Source organism: Stenotrophomonas sp. GD03958, from assembly GCF_029839005.1.
Taxonomy (GTDB): domain Bacteria; phylum Pseudomonadota; class Gammaproteobacteria; order Xanthomonadales; family Xanthomonadaceae; genus Stenotrophomonas; species Stenotrophomonas hibiscicola.
This window is the reverse complement of the sequence record NZ_JAOBZT010000037.1, coordinates 1-16,735: the sequence shown is the minus strand read 5'-3', so window position 1 is coordinate 16,735 and position 16,735 is coordinate 1. Positions and strand designations below refer to the sequence as shown.

The 16,735-nt window shown below is 66.1% G+C and carries 13 protein-coding genes, 7 tRNA genes and 1 pseudogene; 12 read left to right on the top strand and 9 right to left on the bottom strand.

What is annotated here, in order from left to right; all coding sequences use genetic code 11:
- Window positions 1-6: 6 nt before the first annotated feature.
- Window positions 7-810, bottom strand: a complete 804-nt coding sequence (locus tag N5C25_RS12190; protein ID WP_279936996.1) for a TlpA disulfide reductase family protein — start codon at window positions 808-810, stop codon at window positions 7-9.
- An 80-nt stretch (window positions 811-890) separates the two neighbouring features.
- Window positions 891-1,958 (bottom strand): helix-turn-helix domain-containing protein, encoded by a 1,068-nt coding sequence (locus N5C25_RS12185; protein WP_019660248.1) that lies wholly within the window; start codon window positions 1,956-1,958, stop codon window positions 891-893.
- 184 nt (window positions 1,959-2,142) lie between these two features.
- Between N5C25_RS12185 and N5C25_RS12180 the strand changes: the two genes are divergently transcribed.
- From N5C25_RS12180 to N5C25_RS12150, 7 genes are all read left to right on the top strand, one after another.
- The gene (locus tag N5C25_RS12180) at window positions 2,143-2,556 is read left to right on the top strand and encodes a heavy metal-responsive transcriptional regulator (protein WP_019660249.1); all 414 of its coding nucleotides are present in this window, start codon (window positions 2,143-2,145) and stop codon (window positions 2,554-2,556) included.
- 89 nt (window positions 2,557-2,645) lie between these two features.
- Window positions 2,646-2,721: transfer RNA gene (locus N5C25_RS12175), tRNA-Ala, on the top strand.
- 54 nt (window positions 2,722-2,775) lie between these two features.
- Window positions 2,776-2,851: transfer RNA gene (locus N5C25_RS12170), tRNA-Glu, on the top strand.
- A 184-nt stretch (window positions 2,852-3,035) separates the two neighbouring features.
- Window positions 3,036-3,111 (top strand) — tRNA-Ala (locus N5C25_RS12165).
- Between the two features lie 48 nt (window positions 3,112-3,159).
- A tRNA-Glu gene (locus N5C25_RS12160) sits at window positions 3,160-3,235 on the top strand.
- A gap of 46 nt (window positions 3,236-3,281) precedes the next feature.
- A tRNA-Ala gene (locus tag N5C25_RS12155) sits at window positions 3,282-3,357 on the top strand.
- A gap of 48 nt (window positions 3,358-3,405) precedes the next feature.
- A tRNA-Glu gene (locus N5C25_RS12150) sits at window positions 3,406-3,481 on the top strand.
- A gap of 141 nt (window positions 3,482-3,622) precedes the next feature.
- Here N5C25_RS12150 and N5C25_RS12145 read toward each other — a convergent pair.
- Entirely contained in the window at window positions 3,623-4,039 is a 417-nt protein-coding gene (locus N5C25_RS12145; protein ID WP_019660250.1) for a GNAT family N-acetyltransferase, read from the bottom strand.
- Window positions 4,040-4,116: 77 nt separating this feature from the next.
- Here N5C25_RS12145 and N5C25_RS12140 point away from each other — a divergent pair, with 77 nt between their 5' ends.
- Window positions 4,117-5,073 (top strand): SOS response-associated peptidase family protein, encoded by a 957-nt coding sequence (locus N5C25_RS12140; RefSeq protein ID WP_058982764.1) that lies wholly within the window; start codon window positions 4,117-4,119, stop codon window positions 5,071-5,073.
- A gap of 10 nt (window positions 5,074-5,083) precedes the next feature.
- On the opposite strand, the gene N5C25_RS12135 is transcribed toward N5C25_RS12140, so the two are convergent.
- Window positions 5,084-5,464, bottom strand: coding sequence for a response regulator (locus N5C25_RS12135; RefSeq protein WP_021204524.1), 381 nt, complete (start codon window positions 5,462-5,464; stop codon window positions 5,084-5,086).
- 132 nt (window positions 5,465-5,596) lie between these two features.
- Here N5C25_RS12135 and N5C25_RS12130 point away from each other — a divergent pair.
- The 3 genes and pseudogenes from N5C25_RS12130 to N5C25_RS20500 all read left to right on the top strand — a co-directional run bounded on the left by N5C25_RS12130 (window position 5,597) and on the right by N5C25_RS20500 (window position 7,436).
- Window positions 5,597-5,682: transfer RNA gene (locus N5C25_RS12130), tRNA-Leu, on the top strand.
- Window positions 5,683-6,066: 384 nt separating this feature from the next.
- Window positions 6,067-7,362, top strand: a pseudogene (locus tag N5C25_RS20505) (GGDEF domain-containing protein); the annotation flags it as partial.
- Window positions 7,329-7,436, top strand: coding sequence for a hypothetical protein (locus N5C25_RS20500; protein ID WP_345781921.1), 108 nt, complete (start codon window positions 7,329-7,331; stop codon window positions 7,434-7,436). The pseudogene N5C25_RS20505 and the gene N5C25_RS20500, both read left to right, overlap by 34 nt.
- Here the strand turns inward: N5C25_RS20500 and N5C25_RS12120 are convergent.
- On the bottom strand, window positions 7,433-9,259 hold the full coding sequence (locus tag N5C25_RS12120; RefSeq protein ID WP_279936995.1) for a methyl-accepting chemotaxis protein: 1,827 nt from the start codon (window positions 9,257-9,259) through the stop codon (window positions 7,433-7,435). The genes N5C25_RS20500 and N5C25_RS12120 overlap by 4 nt on opposite strands.
- A 566-nt stretch (window positions 9,260-9,825) precedes the next feature.
- Here N5C25_RS12120 and N5C25_RS12115 point away from each other — a divergent pair.
- The gene (locus N5C25_RS12115) at window positions 9,826-10,914 is read left to right on the top strand and encodes a DUF5694 domain-containing protein (protein ID WP_251101773.1); all 1,089 of its coding nucleotides are present in this window, start codon (window positions 9,826-9,828) and stop codon (window positions 10,912-10,914) included.
- A gap of 39 nt (window positions 10,915-10,953) precedes the next feature.
- Here the strand turns inward: N5C25_RS12115 and N5C25_RS12110 are convergent, their stop codons facing one another.
- The 4 genes from N5C25_RS12110 to N5C25_RS12095 all read right to left on the bottom strand — a co-directional run bounded on the left by N5C25_RS12110 (window position 10,954) and on the right by N5C25_RS12095 (window position 16,456).
- The gene (locus N5C25_RS12110) at window positions 10,954-11,184 is read right to left on the bottom strand and encodes a hypothetical protein (RefSeq protein ID WP_019660256.1); all 231 of its coding nucleotides are present in this window, start codon (window positions 11,182-11,184) and stop codon (window positions 10,954-10,956) included.
- 62 nt (window positions 11,185-11,246) lie between these two features.
- Entirely contained in the window at window positions 11,247-13,436 is a 2,190-nt protein-coding gene (locus N5C25_RS12105; RefSeq protein ID WP_058981426.1) for a PAS domain S-box protein, read from the bottom strand.
- A 209-nt stretch (window positions 13,437-13,645) separates the two neighbouring features.
- Window positions 13,646-16,033 carry a Tex family protein gene (locus N5C25_RS12100; protein ID WP_279936994.1) on the bottom strand — a complete coding sequence of 796 codons (2,388 nt, stop codon included), beginning with the start codon at window positions 16,031-16,033 and terminating at the stop codon, window positions 13,646-13,648.
- A gap of 207 nt (window positions 16,034-16,240) precedes the next feature.
- Window positions 16,241-16,456: a hypothetical protein gene (locus tag N5C25_RS12095; protein ID WP_005410085.1), complete on the bottom strand. Its 216-nt coding sequence runs from the start codon at window positions 16,454-16,456 to the stop codon at window positions 16,241-16,243.
- Window positions 16,457-16,735 lie beyond the last annotated feature (279 nt).

Below are 16,735 nucleotides of genomic sequence, written 5' to 3'. Positions count from 1 at the left end.
CGCAGGCTACCGCAGCCGACGCAGTTTGTGTTCAAGACCGGCTGCCGTCAGTTCGCCGAGGTGCAGCTCTCGCAGGCGCCCTTCCGCGTCGAAGAACAGGGTCGAGGGATAGGCCTGCACGCCCAGCGCCGTAGAAGCCGCAGCGTCGCCGTCCAGCAATACGTTGTCCAGAATAAGGCGTTCGCGCGCAACAAAACCCTGGACCTCGTCGAGGGTTTCACCCTGATTGAGGAACACGAACTGCACCTCCGCATGCGCCTCCTGCGCGGCTGCCAATACCGGCATCTCGCGTCGACAGGGACCACACCAGCTGGCCCAGAGGTTCAACACCAGTGGCTTGCCACGGAACTGCTGCAGATCAACCCTGCCCCCCTCCAGGTCAGCAACCTGCACTGCTGGCAGGGGCATCTGCCGCGCCTGCCATGCGGACAGCAATTGGCTGCCACCCGCCCACAGCAGCACCCCTGCCAACGACGCGCCCAGCACGGGCATGCGTAACGCCCGCCACGGGCGTAGTCGCCACAGCCCCCATGCCAATCCCGCAACCAGGACGATCACCAGGTGATAACCGCCATCGGCAATCTGCAGAACGCCCCACGGCGCCTCGCGGTACAGCGTGAAGTTCAAGGCTACGAAACTGATGCGGCCGCACAGCAGGCCGACCAGCAACATGTCCAGAACCATGCTGGGTGCAGAAGGCAGCGGCATGCCGTCCTTCCTGCGTGACCACAGGCGAGCCACAGCCATCGCCAGCAAAACGCACGCGAGAATCAACACCACCGGCATCGGCACCGGCCCAACGCTCGACATCAAACCACCTGTTCAATCGTCCACTGACTGCATGGTCGAAGTGTCGCGCCCCGGTTGCAAGCGCGACGATGTTGGCGCCGTCAGGCCGCGCTTCGCCCGTGTTGCATCACCGACGGCGATTGCAGCCCACGCAGGCTGCCCGCCACCGATGGCATCAACGGCCGCTCGCGGCGCTTGCTGTTGACGTGACGCCGATAGTTGGCTGGCGTCATGCCCACGATGCGTAGAAACAACCTGCGGAAAGCACTCTGGTCAGCGTAGCCGACGCCCCAGGCCACCTCGTCGATGCCTGCTCCCTGCTGCAACAGGGTCTGGGCCTTGGCGATGCGCAGCCGTTGGCAGTATTCGATCGGCCGCAGGCCGGTGGCCTTCAGGAACCGCCGCTGCAGCGTGCGCGGCTCCAGCCCGGAAACCTCGCAGATCGCGGCAAGGGTGGCGCCGCGTGCGGCCGTGGTGTGCAGCCAGCGCTGCGCCTTCAACACATCACGATCGCCATGTGCGAAGTTGGCACTGAAGCGTTCAAGATCCTGCTGGATCGTGGCGGGCACGGTGATGCCCAGTTGCTGCGCGACCGCGCTGGCCACGCCCTGCCCATGCAGCCGGTACAGGAGGCGCAGCCCCAGGAAGCGCCAGGCCTGGACCCCACCGACCGTCAGCAGGTCCCCGTCATCCACCAGTGCCCGCTCGCTCGGCACCCAGCTCGCTGCCTGCGCCAGCAGGCCTGGATGGCGCCCCAGATCGGGGCCACTGACCGTGCGTCCCGCCAGCAACCCTGCCCGTGCGAGCACGCTGACGCCATCACTGGCAGCGGCCAGCAGGCTGCCGCCGTCGTAGTGTGCGCGCAGCCAGTCCAGCAGAACCTCGTCCGCGCGCAGGCACGCGCCGGCACTGATCTGGCCGGGAACCGCAATCACGGCCGGAATGGCCGCATCAAGCATTTCCGCACCGGCAATACGATGCACACCGGTCTGGCTGGCCGGCACGATCCAGCGGGTGACCAGCACCCGCTTGAACGGCCGACGCTGCTGCTGGGCCAGGCGATTGGCAACGTGCGCCATTTCGGCCAGAACGGAGGCGGCGGACGGATCACCTCCGGGGTACTCGACCACCGCGATCTCGACGAATCCTTCGTTCCTGAATCCTTCCACAGCCCCTCCTCGCTTCGTTGCAGGCCATCGAACGGCCGGTTCAGGCGAAGGGTAGGAACTGGGCCAGCGGCGGGGCTATGAAGAAAGTTGCAAAGTGCCCTGAATGCGCGCACCCGGACCCAGCCTTGACTCTCGACCAGACTCCATCCTTCAAAATGACCGGCAGCATCCGCAGGAATCCGCCATGAACATTGGACAACTGGCCCGCCAGGCGGGCGTGCCGATCGATACGGTGCGCTACTACGAACGGCAGCAGCTGCTGCCGACCGCTGCCCGCTCGGCGGGCGGTTACCGCATCTTCGGCGAGCAGGACCTGCGCCGGCTGCGATTCATCCGCCGCGCCAAGGCACTGGGCTTCAGCCTGGAAGAGATCGGCGATCTGCTCGCACTGAGCGATCACCACTCACAGGACATGGCCAGCGTGCGCGATACCGCGCAGGCACGCCTGCAGGACATCTCACAGCGAATGACGGAGCTGCAACGCATGCACACCGCACTTTCGCAGCTGGTCGACGCCTGCCCCGGCCACGGCACACTGGACCAGTGCCCAATCCTGGCGGCGCTGACCGACGACGCTGCGCAGGCGACAGCGGACTGATATCGGCGTCGCAACGCGCGTGAAGAAAAGTGCAACAAATGCTTGCCAACCCCCTGGGGCGAGGCTATTATTTCGCTCCTCAGCGACGTGGGGCCATAGCTCAGCTGGGAGAGCGCCTGCATGGCATGCAGGAGGTCAGCGGTTCGATCCCGCTTGGCTCCACCAATCTTTCGGCATTAGGCCGTCGAAAGGTCGCTAAAGAACATTGATGAGAATTGCGTCCCCATCGTCTAGAGGCCTAGGACATCACCCTTTCACGGTGGCGACCGGGGTTCGAATCCCCGTGGGGACGCCACTCATCACGAACAATGAGGACCCGGCCGATAACCGGGTCTTTTTTGTTCACCGCCTACCGGCATTCAGGTTGTGGCGTAGCGGTTCCCCTGCCCCCGTGGCCACGGTTGAACCGAAACGAAAAAAGCTCGAAAAAAGCTTCCACAAAGGTGAACACGCAGGTATGATAGGCGGCTCGGCAACACGGGGCCATAGCTCAGCTGGGAGAGCGCCTGCATGGCATGCAGGAGGTCAGCGGTTCGATCCCGCTTGGCTCCACCACTTTCGACATTAGGCCGTCGAAGGTTCTACAACTTGAAGTTTTCGTGCGTCCCCATCGTCTAGAGGCCTAGGACATCACCCTTTCACGGTGGCGACCGGGGTTCGAATCCCCGTGGGGACGCCAGTTTCAAAACGGACTCTGCTCCCGGCAGATCATCCGGAGTTTCACTGGGGCCATAGCTCAGCTGGGAGAGCGCCTGCATGGCATGCAGGAGGTCAGCGGTTCGATCCCGCTTGGCTCCACCACTTTCGACACCAGGCCGTCGAGGGTTCTACAACTTGAAGTTTTCGTGCGTCCCCATCGTCTAGAGGCCTAGGACATCACCCTTTCACGGTGGCGACCGGGGTTCGAATCCCCGTGGGGACGCCAATTCTTTGAAAGCCCCGGTCTCGGCCGGGGTTTTTCTTTGCCTGCGATTCCCGGAAGGACTCTATCCACGCATGGCGTGGATCTACTGCAGGGCCCGGGCAGGTCCACACCATGTGTGGATGCCCTCACCGCCACCCGCCTTCAGAACCGCCGGTACATCCCGATCGATGCAGGCGCGGTGGGAGCGAAACCAAACCGCGCGTACAAACGGTGCGCTTCGCCATCTGCCAGAAGGCTGACATATGCCGATGGCGGCAGGTTGGCCTGCATCCAACCATCCAGGCGACGCATCACCTCCTTGCCCAGGCCCTGCCCCTGCAGGCGCGGCAACACGGCGATATCGCAGACCTGCAGGTGGCAGCCGCCATCGCCGACGATGCGTCCCATCGCCACCAGCTCGTTGCCCTGGTAGGCACACACGCCATACAGGGTATTGGGCAGCGCGCGTGCCGCCGCCTCCTGGCTCTTGGCACTGAGGCCCGCCAGTACACGCAGCTGGCAATAGTCTTCAACCGTGGGCACGGCGTCGCGGAACTGGCAGGCGACGGAATCATTCATGCGCTATCTCCCTGTAGGTCGGGCTATCCTGCCTTATCCATGTCGCAGCCGCTGCGACCCACGCCCGCAGAGTTCCCATGTGCTACTCCGCCCTGATCCGCGCCGACTACGCCAAGCTGGTGCGCGAATTCGGCGCCATCCTGTCGCTGGAAGAGTTCGCCGAGCTGTACGCGCACGATCCCGGCAAGAAGCGACCGAAGACCCCGAAGGCCATGGACGACGGATTTGCCGGCGCGCGCACCGAGCAGGGCCGCGATATCGTCGCGAAAATCCAGCAGTGGCATGCGCAGGAACGGCAGCAATTGGAAGCGGAACTGGCCCGCCAGCGCGAGCGACGCGATATCGCCAATGCCACGCTGGCGACCCGCCCCACCCAGAAAGCCCGCAACGACCTGCGCGTGGCCGGCAACCGCATCGGCCGCGCGCAAGCGCGCCTGGAAGACCTGCACCGGGTGCAGCTGCTGCCACGCGACAACCGCATCTTTCCCGGCACCTATGCACCGGTCATGGTCAGCGATGGCGGCAAACGCGTGATCAAGCCGATGCGCTACCAATGCCGGCTGCCGGACAAGACGGCGCGCAACGATGTCCTGTACCCCGGCACCTACAACGCCAGGCGCGACAGCCTGGAAGGCTATTGGCGCGGTGCGTTTGGCCTGCGCCACGGCGTCGTGGTGGTGCAGGCGTTCTATGAGCACGTCCCACGCCATGCCATCGCCGGCCGGATGCTGGGTGCCGACGAGAAGGAACAGGACGTGGTGCTCGAGTTCCGCCCCGAACCGCCACGTGACCTGCTGCTGGCCTGCCTTTGGGCGGAATGGGAGGGACCGGAAGGCCGCCTGCTCTCGTTCGCCACGATCACCGACGCCCCGCCACGCGATGTCGCCGCCGCAGGTCACGATCGCGGCGTGATACCGATCCGCAGGGAGCATCTCGATGCGTGGCTCAATCCCGATCCGGACAACCTGGCCGAGCAGTACCGCGTCCTCGACGACCGCGAGGACATCCGCTACGTGTACGAGGAGGCTGGCTGAAGCACCGTTCTCACGCCGTTGCGCTGGAACGACCCACCGCACGGGCCAGCGCCCTGGTCAGATCCGCCGACAGATACGGCTTGACCAGCAGTACTCCGGCCAGCATCGACTCGGGCAGCTGCTCAGCCAGCATTCCGGTGGCGAGCACGAATGGTACGCCGCGCGCCGACAATGCTGCCGCCACTGGCTCGCTGGTCTCGTTGCGGGCCAGGCGATAGTCCAGCAGGGCCACATCCGGGGCCGAGTCTTCCAGCATGCGCAATGCTTCAGCCACGCTCGCCGCCAACCCGACCACGGTCGCGCCGGCATGCACCAGCTGCATCTGCAGCAAGGCTGCGCTCATCTCGTCGTTCTCGACCACCAGCACCCTCAGGTCCTGCAACACTGTCATCCGGTACCGCTCCTGGAGGCATTCAAGCCGCCGCAGTATAGCCACCACAGAGCCGATGCCGACAGGAAGCGCCCCGATTGGCCTTGCCTCTATGAAAGCCCTGCCGACCTCGGTTACACTCGCACGCTGCCTGCCGGTGTGGCGGAATGGTATACGCAGCTGACTCAAAATCAGCCGGGGGTAACCCCATGAAGGTTCGAGTCCTTTCACCGGCACCACTGCATCAAAGGCCAGGTCCCTGACCTGGCCTTCTGCATTTCCAGTGCCGGGCGCCGGAGCTGGGATCGATGCCAACGCCCGCCCTGCCCTCGCTCCCCGAGATCCCGACCGCACGGCTGCGTCCACCTCACGCGGATGACACGACGCCCTGGTCGCGCTGCTTCTCACTGCCGGGCGTGGCCAAGCGCGGCTGCACCCTCGACCGCGTGGGGACACCCGTGCCTTCTGGATGAACGCCCGCGGCACAGGCTCCGCGCCAACACAGAGGAACGCAACTGCGACTTCCGGCAAGTATTTAAATAGACACAGCGCACACTTTTCTTGCAAGCCTCACGTGCCTCTGCCTATCGTGATCCCAGCCGGAGCTGGGGGTGGGGGAATGCATGACGTTGCGTGCGGCGCTGTTTTTTCTGGTTACGCACGCGCTCGTCATTGCCTTTATCGGCCCGCAGGACCCGGTCGGCTCCTACCTGATGCTGATCACCGCACCGCTGCTGGCTGCACTGGCCTGCGTGCGGCGTGCACGTGACAGCCACCAGGCCGCCTGCAAATGGCGGACGCTGGGCGCGGCCGTGGGCCTGTTCTCTCTCGCGCTGCTGGCCCTGCTGCACCGCAATGTGGCCGGCCTCGCCCCTGCGCAGATGACCGCCTCAACACTGATCCTGTACGTGTTCTACCGGATCCCCTTGACCTACGTCGCTGCAAGCCCGGGTGGCGGGAACCGCTACATCCGTGCGGTGGACCTCGGGATCATTGCCCTGCTTTGGCTGCTGTACTACCTGCATGCGCGGGCCATGGCGCCGCTGAACACCGCCTTGTGGACGCAGTGCCTGAACACCATGAGCAGCATGCAGAACAGCCTGGTGTTCTGCTTCGCACTGATCCGTTTCCTGGCCGAGGACGATCCGGACCGCCGCGATTTTTTCCGGACGCTGACGATCTATGCGCTGGGCTACTTCCTGCTGGCCTTCTACATCAATACCTATCAGCCGCAGGTGCCCGACGGCAGTTGGGGCGACCTGCTGATCAGTGGACTGTTCGTGCTGCTGGCCACCCTGGCGGGCAGCCATCGTCGCTACCCGACAGTGGAGGTATCCCGCAGCCTGCGGCGCATCATCGATGCCGGCGTACCACTGATGCTGCCATTGCTGCTGATGCTGGTGGCGCTTCTGGTCGCGCGCCTGCAGCCGACCCTGGCCACGGTCGGCTTCATCGGCTCCCTGCTCGGCTATGCCCTGCGCAGCGTGCTGAGCCAGGTGGAGATCCAGCGCCAGCGCGACGAGCTGGAAAAACTGGCACGGCGTGATCCACTGACCGGCCTGGGCAACCGACGCAGCTTCGATGAATCGCTTGGCGCGGCCCACCGCCGCGCGCGGCGCCAAGGTCTGGGCCTGGCCGTTCTCATGATCGATATCGACCACTTCAAGCGCCTCAATGACACCTATGGCCACCCGGAAGGAGATCAGCGCCTGCAGTCGGTCGCCGCCATTCTTGATGGCTGCCTGCAACGGGGTGACGATCTGCTGGCCCGCTATGGCGGCGAGGAGTTCATCGCTGCCCTGCCCGCCCCCGAGGCCACCGTCACCATCAGCGTCGGCGTGGCGTGGCGTGGCAGGCACCGGGCGAAGAGCACGATCCGCGCGACCTGGTCGAACGCGCCGACCAGGCCCTGTATCGGGCCAAACGCGCCGGGCGCAACCGCGTATACGGCGACGCAGATACTACGGAAGACAGATGCAACCGCCGGGCCTAGACGGCGTGCAGCGCCGCCGCTCCCTGCCGCTGCCCTGCCGCGCCCTGCACGCGGAAGCTGGCCACGGTCTGCAGCAGCTGCGCCGACTGTTCTTCCATGCTGCGTGCCGCCGCCGATGCCTCCTCGACCAACGCGGCATTCTGCTGGGTGCCCTGGTCAATCAGATCGACGGCCTGGTTCATCTGCTGGATATCGTCGCTCTGCTGCTGCGCGGCCGTGCTGATTTCGCTCATCAGGTCACTGACCCGGCGCACGTTTGTCACAATCTCATCCATGGTGCGGCCCGCGCTCTCGACCTGCGCGGTACCGGCGCCGACATTGGCCACCGACGCATCGATCAGGTGCTTGATCTCCTTGGCTGCGCTGGCCGAACGCTGCGACAGCTCACGGATCTCGGTGGCAACCACGGCGAAGCCACGACCATGTTCACCGGCGCGCGCGGCCTCCACCGCTGCGTTCAGCGCAAGAATGTTGGTCTGGAAGGCGATGCCGTCGATCACCCCGATGATGTCGACGATGCGCCGCGATGAGGCATTGATTACCGCCATCGTCTCGACCACTTCATGCACCACATTGCCGCCCCGCGCGGCGACATCGGCTGCCCCACCGGCCAGCTGGCTGGCCTGGCGGGCATTGGTTGCGGTGCGCTGCACCGTCTCGGCAAGACCCTTCATCGACACCGCAGTCTCCTCCAGCGAGGCCGCCTGCTGCTCGGTGCGCTGCGACAGGTCGCTGTTGCCCTGCGCGATTTCAGTCGCACCCACGGCGATGGTGTCGGCCGCGAACTTGATCTGGCCGATGATCGCGGCCATCGCCTCGACCAGCGAATTCACGCCTTCGCACAACTCGGCAATCGGCCCGCTCTTGTCGGCGGTGGCTACGCGCTGGGTCAGGTCACCCAGCTTGGCGGCAGCCACCACCTCTCGGGTCTGCGCCACGGCGCGCTGCATGGCCTGGTTCTCGTGCACCTGCGCGGTGATGTCGGCGGCATACTTCACGACCTTGAACGGCTTTCCGTTGAGGTCCAGGATGGGGTTGTAGGAAGCCTGGATCCAGACCTCGCGCCCGTCCTTGCCCAGGCGCCGATATTGGCCCGCATCATATTCGCCGCGCCCAAGTTTCTCCCAGAACTGGCGATATTCCACGCTGCTGCGATGCCCGGGCTCGACAAACAACGAATGGTGCTGCCCGCGCACTTCGTCCAGGCTGTAGCCGGTCACCGCCAGGAATTTGTCATTGGCCGACAGGATGCGGCCATCCATGCCGAACTCGATCACCGCCTGAGACTTGGCGATCGCCGCAAGTTGCCCCGCCGAGTCGGCCGCATGCAGCTTCTGCTGGGTGATGTCGGTCGCGAACTTGACCACCTTGTAGGGCCGCCCCTGCCGATCCAGCACCGGGTTGTACGAGGCCTGGATCCAGATCTCGCGCTGGCCCTTGCCGAACCGGCGGTACTGCCCGGCGTCGTATTCGCCGCGCCCCAAGCGCGCCCAGAAGTCGCGGTACTCGGCGCTGCGCGCCTGCTCGGGGTCGACGAACAGGGAATGATGCCTGCCCTGGATCTCCTCCAGCCGGTACCCCATCGCCTGCAGGAAATTGTCATTGGCCTGCAGGATGGTGCCGTCGAGCGCGAACTCGATGACGGCCTGCACGCGATGCAGCGCGGCCACCTGCGCCTCCAGCTCGGTGCGGTCGGTCATCGCCTTCGCTGTGCCGGTGCGTTGCTGCGGCGCCAGCACGCCAAGCAGCGTACGCCACGGCGACCATCGGGTATGCAGCTCGTCCGGCGCCTGCGCGCCTGCCATGAAGCCTGGAATGAGCATTGTCTGATCCTCGGTGTCCGGTAAGCGGTTGTGACCCGCCGGGCGGGATGCCCGGCGGTTGCCAGGGACTACAGGTGCCCACGGCACCTCTCGAGCGACTGCCAAGAACGTCTGCTGCGGGTGCGATCGGCATCTGGGGCGGCGGAGCACACTGCGCGGACCACCCATCGGGGGCAGCCTGGGTCCTGCGGCGGGTGACTGGAGCGGGATCCAGACGGGATATCGGCGATGCCGTCGGCCGCTTTAGCGGCATTCCGCGACGTCCGTCGCAACTCCGTCCATTGCAGGCGGAATGCGGTGGACGATTGCCGTGTACTTCACGCCTTTCTCACGTGTCCCCGCCTTCACACCAAGGCATTGGGCCAATGAACGGCTGGACCGGATCCGTTCCGCCACCGGTTGGCGGAACGCTGTACAGCGCAGGCGCAGGGAGGCAGCCGACCACATCGCCGACAGAAGGATGCAGCTCAAGGAAAAAAGGTTTACATGACCGATGCGGGGTTCGCCCGCAGGGGAAAACGACCAGCATGAAGGTCCCGCGGGATGCTCATTTACATGGAGATCGCATGTTCCCTCGCTTTGCCAGCCTTCTTCTCCTGGCCCTATGCAGCAGCAATGCGCTGGCCACCGGCACCGCCTATCGACCGGCCTTCCACCCGGACCAGCTGAAGGGCCCCCCCGCAGGACGCCCCAACCAGGTACTGGTGCTGGGCAGCCCGCACCTGTCGAGCCTGCCGGAGGCCTTCACGCCGGCAATGCTGGAACCTCTGCTGCAGCGCCTGGAGGCCTGGCGGCCCACCGCGATCGCCGTGGAGAACGTGTCCGGCCTGCAGTGTGACTTCATGCGCCGCAATCCGGCCCGATACGCGGAGAGCGTCGCGGACTACTGCGTCGATCCGGCACCGGCGCAGGCCGCCACCGGTCTGGACGTGCCCAGCGCCAACGTGGAAATGGAACGCCTGCTTGCAGATTGGCCCAAGGCGCCAAGCGCTGCCCAGCGACGTCGCTTGGCCGCAGTCTTCCTGGCTGCGGGCGAGAGCAGCTCGGCAGTCGTCCAATGGCTGCGGCTGCCCCGGGAAGAGCGCCGTGCGGCCGACAGCCTGACTCCGGAGCTGGTGCAGTTCCTCGACACGCGCATGACCCGCCGCAACGAGGCCGTCCTGGTGGCCGGCGTGCTTGCCGCACGCCTCGGACTGGAACGCCTGTGGTCGGTGGACGACCACACTGCGGATTCGCCCACACCGGAATCGCAGCAGAAGGCCTACGCTGCCGCCATACGCGGCGCCTGGGACAACGCCTTCGTCAAAGCACGCAGGGCGGCTGATGAACGGCTCGAAGCCAATCTTGTTCAACCGGAAGGATTACTCGCGATGTATCGCGCCTACAACGCACCCGAGACCGCGATGGTGGCGTTCAACAGCGACTTCGGCGCGACGCTTGTCGAACCCTCACCGGAAGGCTTCGGCCGCAACTACCTGGGCTACTGGGAAACCCGTAACCTGCGCATGGTCGCCAACATGCGCGACGTGCTCGGCCAGCATCCAGGCACCCGCATGCTGACCATCGTCGGCGCGTCACACAAGGGCTATTACGAGGCTTACCTCAACCTGATGCATGACGTGCAGCTGGTCAGTTCGGATGAAGTACTGCGCTGACGCAACTGCGCATGGGGGATGCGATAACCATCCACCGCATCACTCCACCGCGTTCCTGCCCGCCCGCCACAGCATGATGCTGGCGGCACCGATGCAGGACAGCGTGAACACCAGCAAGGCGACCGCGCCGCCCTGCAGCACCGGCAGCAGGGCCTGCGCGTGCAGGTCGCCGCGCAGCTGTTCCGCACGCAGGCAGGCGGCCAGGGCCAGGCACCAGCCGACCATTGCCGGGGCGTAGGCACGCAGCGTCACCGGGTTGCAGACATTCATGGGACCACCTGTAGGAGGGGAAGTGCGCGGAGTATTCGCGCACACCCTCTCACAGGTTGAGATCAGCCCTCGGTCGGATCGATGTCGCCGCCCGGCAGCTCACTCGCCTCGCCCTGTACCTGCACGTTGTTGCGGCCCATTGCCTTGGCCCGGTAGCACTGGGCATCGGCCGCCGCCACGGCCTGGTCGACGCTCATCCCGCCCGTCAAGGGCGCGATGCCGATGCTGGCGCCCACATGCAGGCGGTCCTGGTCCCACGGAATCGACAGCGACGCCAGGGTGTGCAGCAGCTCGCCGCCAATGCGCGCTGCACGACGCGGCGTGCAACCGGACAGGATCACCGCGAACTCATCGCCACCCAGCCGCGCCACCACATCCGAATCCCGCACGCCGTGGCGCAGCACGCTGGCCACCGCCCACAGCACGGCGTCACCGGCCAGATGGCCCCAGGTGTCGTTGACCGGCTTGAAGCGGTCCAGGTCGATGTACATCAGCGAGGCGGCCTGGCCAGTACGCTCCACGCGGGTGATCGCCTGCTGCAGATGCACCTCGAAGCCACGACGGTTGCTCAGCTCGGTCAGCGGATCGATCTCGGCCAGGTGGCGGGCTTCGCGCTGCCGCGCCCGCTGCTGGGTGTCGTCGCGCAGCACCCACACCGCGCCGCGCACATGGCCCTCGTCATCGCGCAGCCAGGCGCGGGTCAGATCGACCGGGATCGTGGCCGTGCCCAGGCGCAGCAGAAGGTCGGCATGCAGGTCCACCGCATTGCTTTCCGGGTCCAGCAGCACGGATACATCAAGCACCGAGCCGGGCGCGTATTCGGTGGTCAGCGCCAGCACGTCCTGCACGTTGTGCCCTGCCAGCGACAGCGCGCCATCACCGGCGAGGGTGCGGACAGCAGCGGCGTTGGCGTAATCGATACGACCGTCCAGACTGACGCTGAGCACCAGATCGGCCACGGCATCGAGGGTGATGCGGCTGCGCTGCTCGCTCTCGAACAGGCGCTGTTCGCTGCTGCGCTGTGCGCTGATGTCCTGGATCTGCGATACGAAATGCAGCGGCTCGCCATGCTCGTTGCGCACCAGCGAGACCGACAGCCGCGCCCAGATCACCTTGCCGTCGCGATCGAGATAGCGCTTTTCCAGGTGATAGTGACTGCGCCGCCCGGCCAGCAGATCCTGCACCAGGGCCAGGTCGGCCTGCAGGTCATCGGGGTGGGTCAGGCGTTGGAAATCAACCTGCAGCAGTTCCTCGCGGGGGTAGCCCAGGATCCGGCACAGGGCGTCATTGACGTCCAGCCAGCGCCCCTCCAGCGACACCAGCGCCATGCCCAGCGCCGCCGACGTGAACGCACCGGCGAATTTCTCCGCCGCCAGGCGTGCTTCGGCACGTGCCTGCAGGATCTCGGTGATGTCGATGGACATGCCGACGTAGCCGATGCGCGCGCCGCCGGCACCATCCATGCGGCTGATCGACAGGCGCACCTGGCGTGGCTGGCCGTCCTTGCGCCTCAATGTCCATTGCCTTGAATAGGTCTGCGCATCGGCACGGGCGCTGAGGGCTTCAAACGCGCCCGGCAGGCGTCCGTCCGCAGCCGCCAGCGGGCGCAGCCATGCCGCCAACTCGTCCGGATCGTGGAAATCACCCAGTCGCCGCTGTCCGACCACTTCCTCCGCGCTGTATCCCAGCAGGCGTTGCGCACCGGTATTGAACAGGGTAATGGTGCCTTCGGTATCGGTCGCGATCACCGCCACCTCGTCGGACGCATCGACCACGGCCTGCAGCCGCTGCCGGCTTTCGGCGGCGTCCTGCCGCGCCTGCTGCAGCTCGGTCACGTCGGCATGCGCACCGGCCATCCACAGCGGTCGTCCCTGCCCATCCCATTCGAACACGCGGCCACGGTCGTGGATCCATATCCACTGGCCGTTCTTGTGGCGCATGCGGAGCAGGCAGACATAGTTGTCGCTGCGGCCTTCAAAATGATCCTCAAGTGCCGCGTCGGACAGGACGATGTCATCGGGATGGACCAGCTTCAGGAACGTCTTCTGGCACACCGGCTCCAGCTCTTCCAGGCGATAACCGACGATCTCCGCCCAGCGCGCATTGACCCGCATCTCGCCGGTCTGCACGTTCCACTCCCAGGTGCCGGCGGCGGTGCCGTCAATGATCATCGCCAGGCGACGACGCTCTTCGGCCAGCGCCTGCAGGCGCCGCTCCAGCAACCCGTTGCCGTTGGCTCCCTGGCCGGCCATCAACCCGTACCCCGGCCCGCACAGGGAGGCAGCGGCCGCAGCGCGACGCTGCAGACCTCAACGAAGACGACGGGTCCTGCTGGCGTCATGGCCCTCCCCAGCAACAGCGGGGTGGCCGGACGCCTCCCCTCAAGCGCAAGTGTGCGCAATCACGGGGAAAATCGACAAGTCCCCCCGCCACGAATCAAGCGTGACGGGGAACACGGTCCTCAACTGCGCTTGGCGCGGGCGAAGGCTTCGGCCAGGGCGTTGTTGGCCGGGGGCGCGGACGCGGCGGGACGGCCGCCATTGCCCTGGCCCCGGTACGGCCCGCGGTTCTGGCCGCCTGCATCGCGGCGCGGACCCTGCCCATGGCCGCGCTCATCACGCTGGCCCGGGCGGCTGGTGGCTTGGCCAGGGGTATCGTCCAAGCGCCGGGTCAGGGCGATGCGCTTGCGCGCCACGTCCACCTCCAGCACCTTCACCTTGACGATATCGCCGGCCTTGACCACGTCGCGCGGGTCCTTCACGAACGTATCGGACAGGGCCGAAATGTGGATCAGGCCATCCTGGTGCACACCGATATCGACGAAGGCACCAAAGGCCGCCACGTTGCTTACCACACCCTCGAGCACCATGCCCTCGCGCAGATCCTTGATGTCCTCGACGCCCTCGGCGAAGCGTGCCGCCTTGAACTCGGGGCGTGGGTCTCGGCCCGGCTTCTCCAGTTCCTTGAGGATGTCACGCACGGTCGGCACGCCAAAGGTGGCATCGGTGAACTGCTCGGCCTTCAGGCCGCGCAGGAAGCTGCCATCACCGATCAGCGCCTTGATCGGGCGCGCGGTGCTGGCCACGATGCGCTCGACCACCGGGTAGGCTTCGGGGTGTACCGCCGAAGCATCCAGCGGCTCATCACCGTCGGCAATGCGCAGGAAGCCCGCGCACTGTTCAAAGGTCTTCTCGCCCAGGCGCGCCACCTTCAGCAGGTCCTTGCGGCGCTTGAACGGGCCGTTCGCATCACGGTGGCGCACGATGTTCTCGGCCACCGTGGACGACAGGCCGGACACCCGCGACAACAGTGCAGCCGAAGCGGTGTTCACGTACACGCCCACCGCGTTCACGCAGTCCTCCACGCGGGCATCCAGCGCGCGCGCCAGGCGGTACTGGTCCACATCGTGCTGGTACTGGCCGACACCGATGGCCTTGGGTTCGATCTTCACCAGTTCGGCCAGCGGGTCCTGCAGGCGGCGGGCGATCGACACCGCCCCACGTAGCGACACGTCCAGCTCCGGGAACTCCCTGGCCGCGAACTCGGACGCCGAGTACACCGACGCGCCGGCCTCGCTGACCACCACCTTCTGCAGCTTCGGGTTGCCAGCGGCCTTGATCGCTTCGCCGGCCAGCTTGTCGGTTTCACGGCTGGCGGTGCCGTTGCCGATCGCGATCAGTTCCACGTTGTGCTTGGCGCACAGCTGCTTGATCGTCTGCAGCGACTGCTCCCACTGGCGACGCGGCTCGTGCGGGTAGATGGTGTCGGTGGCCACCAGCTTGCCGGTGGCATCGACCACGGCGATCTTGCAGCCGGTGCGGATGCCCGGGTCCAGTCCGAGCACGGTCTTCGGGCCGGCGGGTGCCGCCAGCAACAGGTCCTTCAGGTTGTCGCCGAACACCGCGATGGCCTCGGCTTCGGCCTTCTCACGGGCCTGGTTGAACAGGTCCAGCAGCAGGTGCGTGTGCAGCTTGGCGCGCCAGGTGAGCCGGCAGGCGTCCAGCAGCCAGCGGTCGGCGGCGCGGCCCTGGTCGGCGATGCCGGCCCTGCGCGCCACGCGCCCTTCGGCGTACTGGTGGCCGGCCTCGGCATCACTGCCGGGGTCCAGCTCCAGGAACAGGATCTCCTCGCGGCGCGCGCGGAACAGCGCCAGCAGCCGGTGCGAGGGAATCTTCGCCAACGACTCGGCGTGATCGAAGTAATCGCGGTACTTGGCGCCTTCGGTTTCCTTCCCCTCGGCCACGCGCGCGCGGATCACGCCGGTTTCGCCCAGCCAGGTGCGCAGTTCGCCGACCAGCGCGGCGTCTTCACCCCAGCGCTCCATCAGGATCGCGCGCGCACCTTCCAGCGCAGCCTTGGTGTCGGCCACGCCTTTGTCGGCATTGACGAAGCTGGCCGCAAAGCTCTGCGGGTCCTGCGTCGGGTCGGCCAGCAGGCCATCGGCCAGCGGCTCCAGCCCCGCCTCGCGGGCGATCTGGGCGCGGGTACGGCGCTTGGGCTTGTACGGCAGGTACAGGTCTTCCAGACGGCTCTTGGTATCGGCGGCCAGGATGTCGTTGCGCAGTTCGTCGCTGAGCTTGCCCTGTTCGCCGATGCTGGCCAGCACCGCTGCGCGACGGTCCTCCAGCTCGCGCAGGTAGGTCAGGCGCACTTCCAGGTTGCGCAGCTGGGTGTCGTCCAGGCCGCCGGTCACTTCCTTGCGGTAGCGCGCGATGAACGGAACGCTGGCGCCCTCGTCGAGCAGGCCGACGGCGGCGCGCACCTGGGCGGACTGGGCACCGATCTCGTCGGCGATGGTCTGGGCGATCTGCTGGGCGAGCGCGCTCTGGGCGTTCTTGGCGTCGTGCATTGCTTCAGGTCTGTGCCGCATTACGGGAAGACCCCATTCTGGCAACCCGCGACGGAGCCGGACAAGGCATTGACAGGGCGCAAGGTTCAGCGGCGTAGCCGGATTGGACGCCGGCATCCTGGCAAAGCGCGGGCCCGGACTGGCCCTGGGCTGGGATGCCGGCGCGGGCGCGCGATGGTGGGCGCGCCCTGCCGCGTGTTACGAAGGTCAGCGGTAGTGGCGGGCGGCGCGCTGCATGACGATCTCGTCACGCATGCCTTCCAGGGCCATCAGGCGGACCTTGCCGACACCCTGCAGTTCCATGAACCGCTCCGTGTAGAACTCCGGCCCCAGCGCGGTGTCGGCGCGGGATTTGCTGAAGCCGTAGGGCACCACGCCCTTCTCGCCATCCTTGCTACCACCGACATAAAGAACGATTGCCATGTGATGTATTCCTCCAAATTGCTACTGCGTACTGCACTCGATGAGCGATGCTGCGAGCTCATCGAGGGAGAGCTTACCGCGTCGAACCTGACTGGAACGTCACGAAGGCTAATGACGATCGGTTGCATGCAGATGACTGCGGGATCGCAGCAGAATGCTTACGGATCTTTAACTTCCGGCTAACGAATCCGTGGGGGATTCCCGCCAACCGCGCAGCCCCTCGTGGGTGGTTTGGTTGTTCGCGGAAAGCTGGTTTCCCGGGGGCTGGCCGGGAGGGTG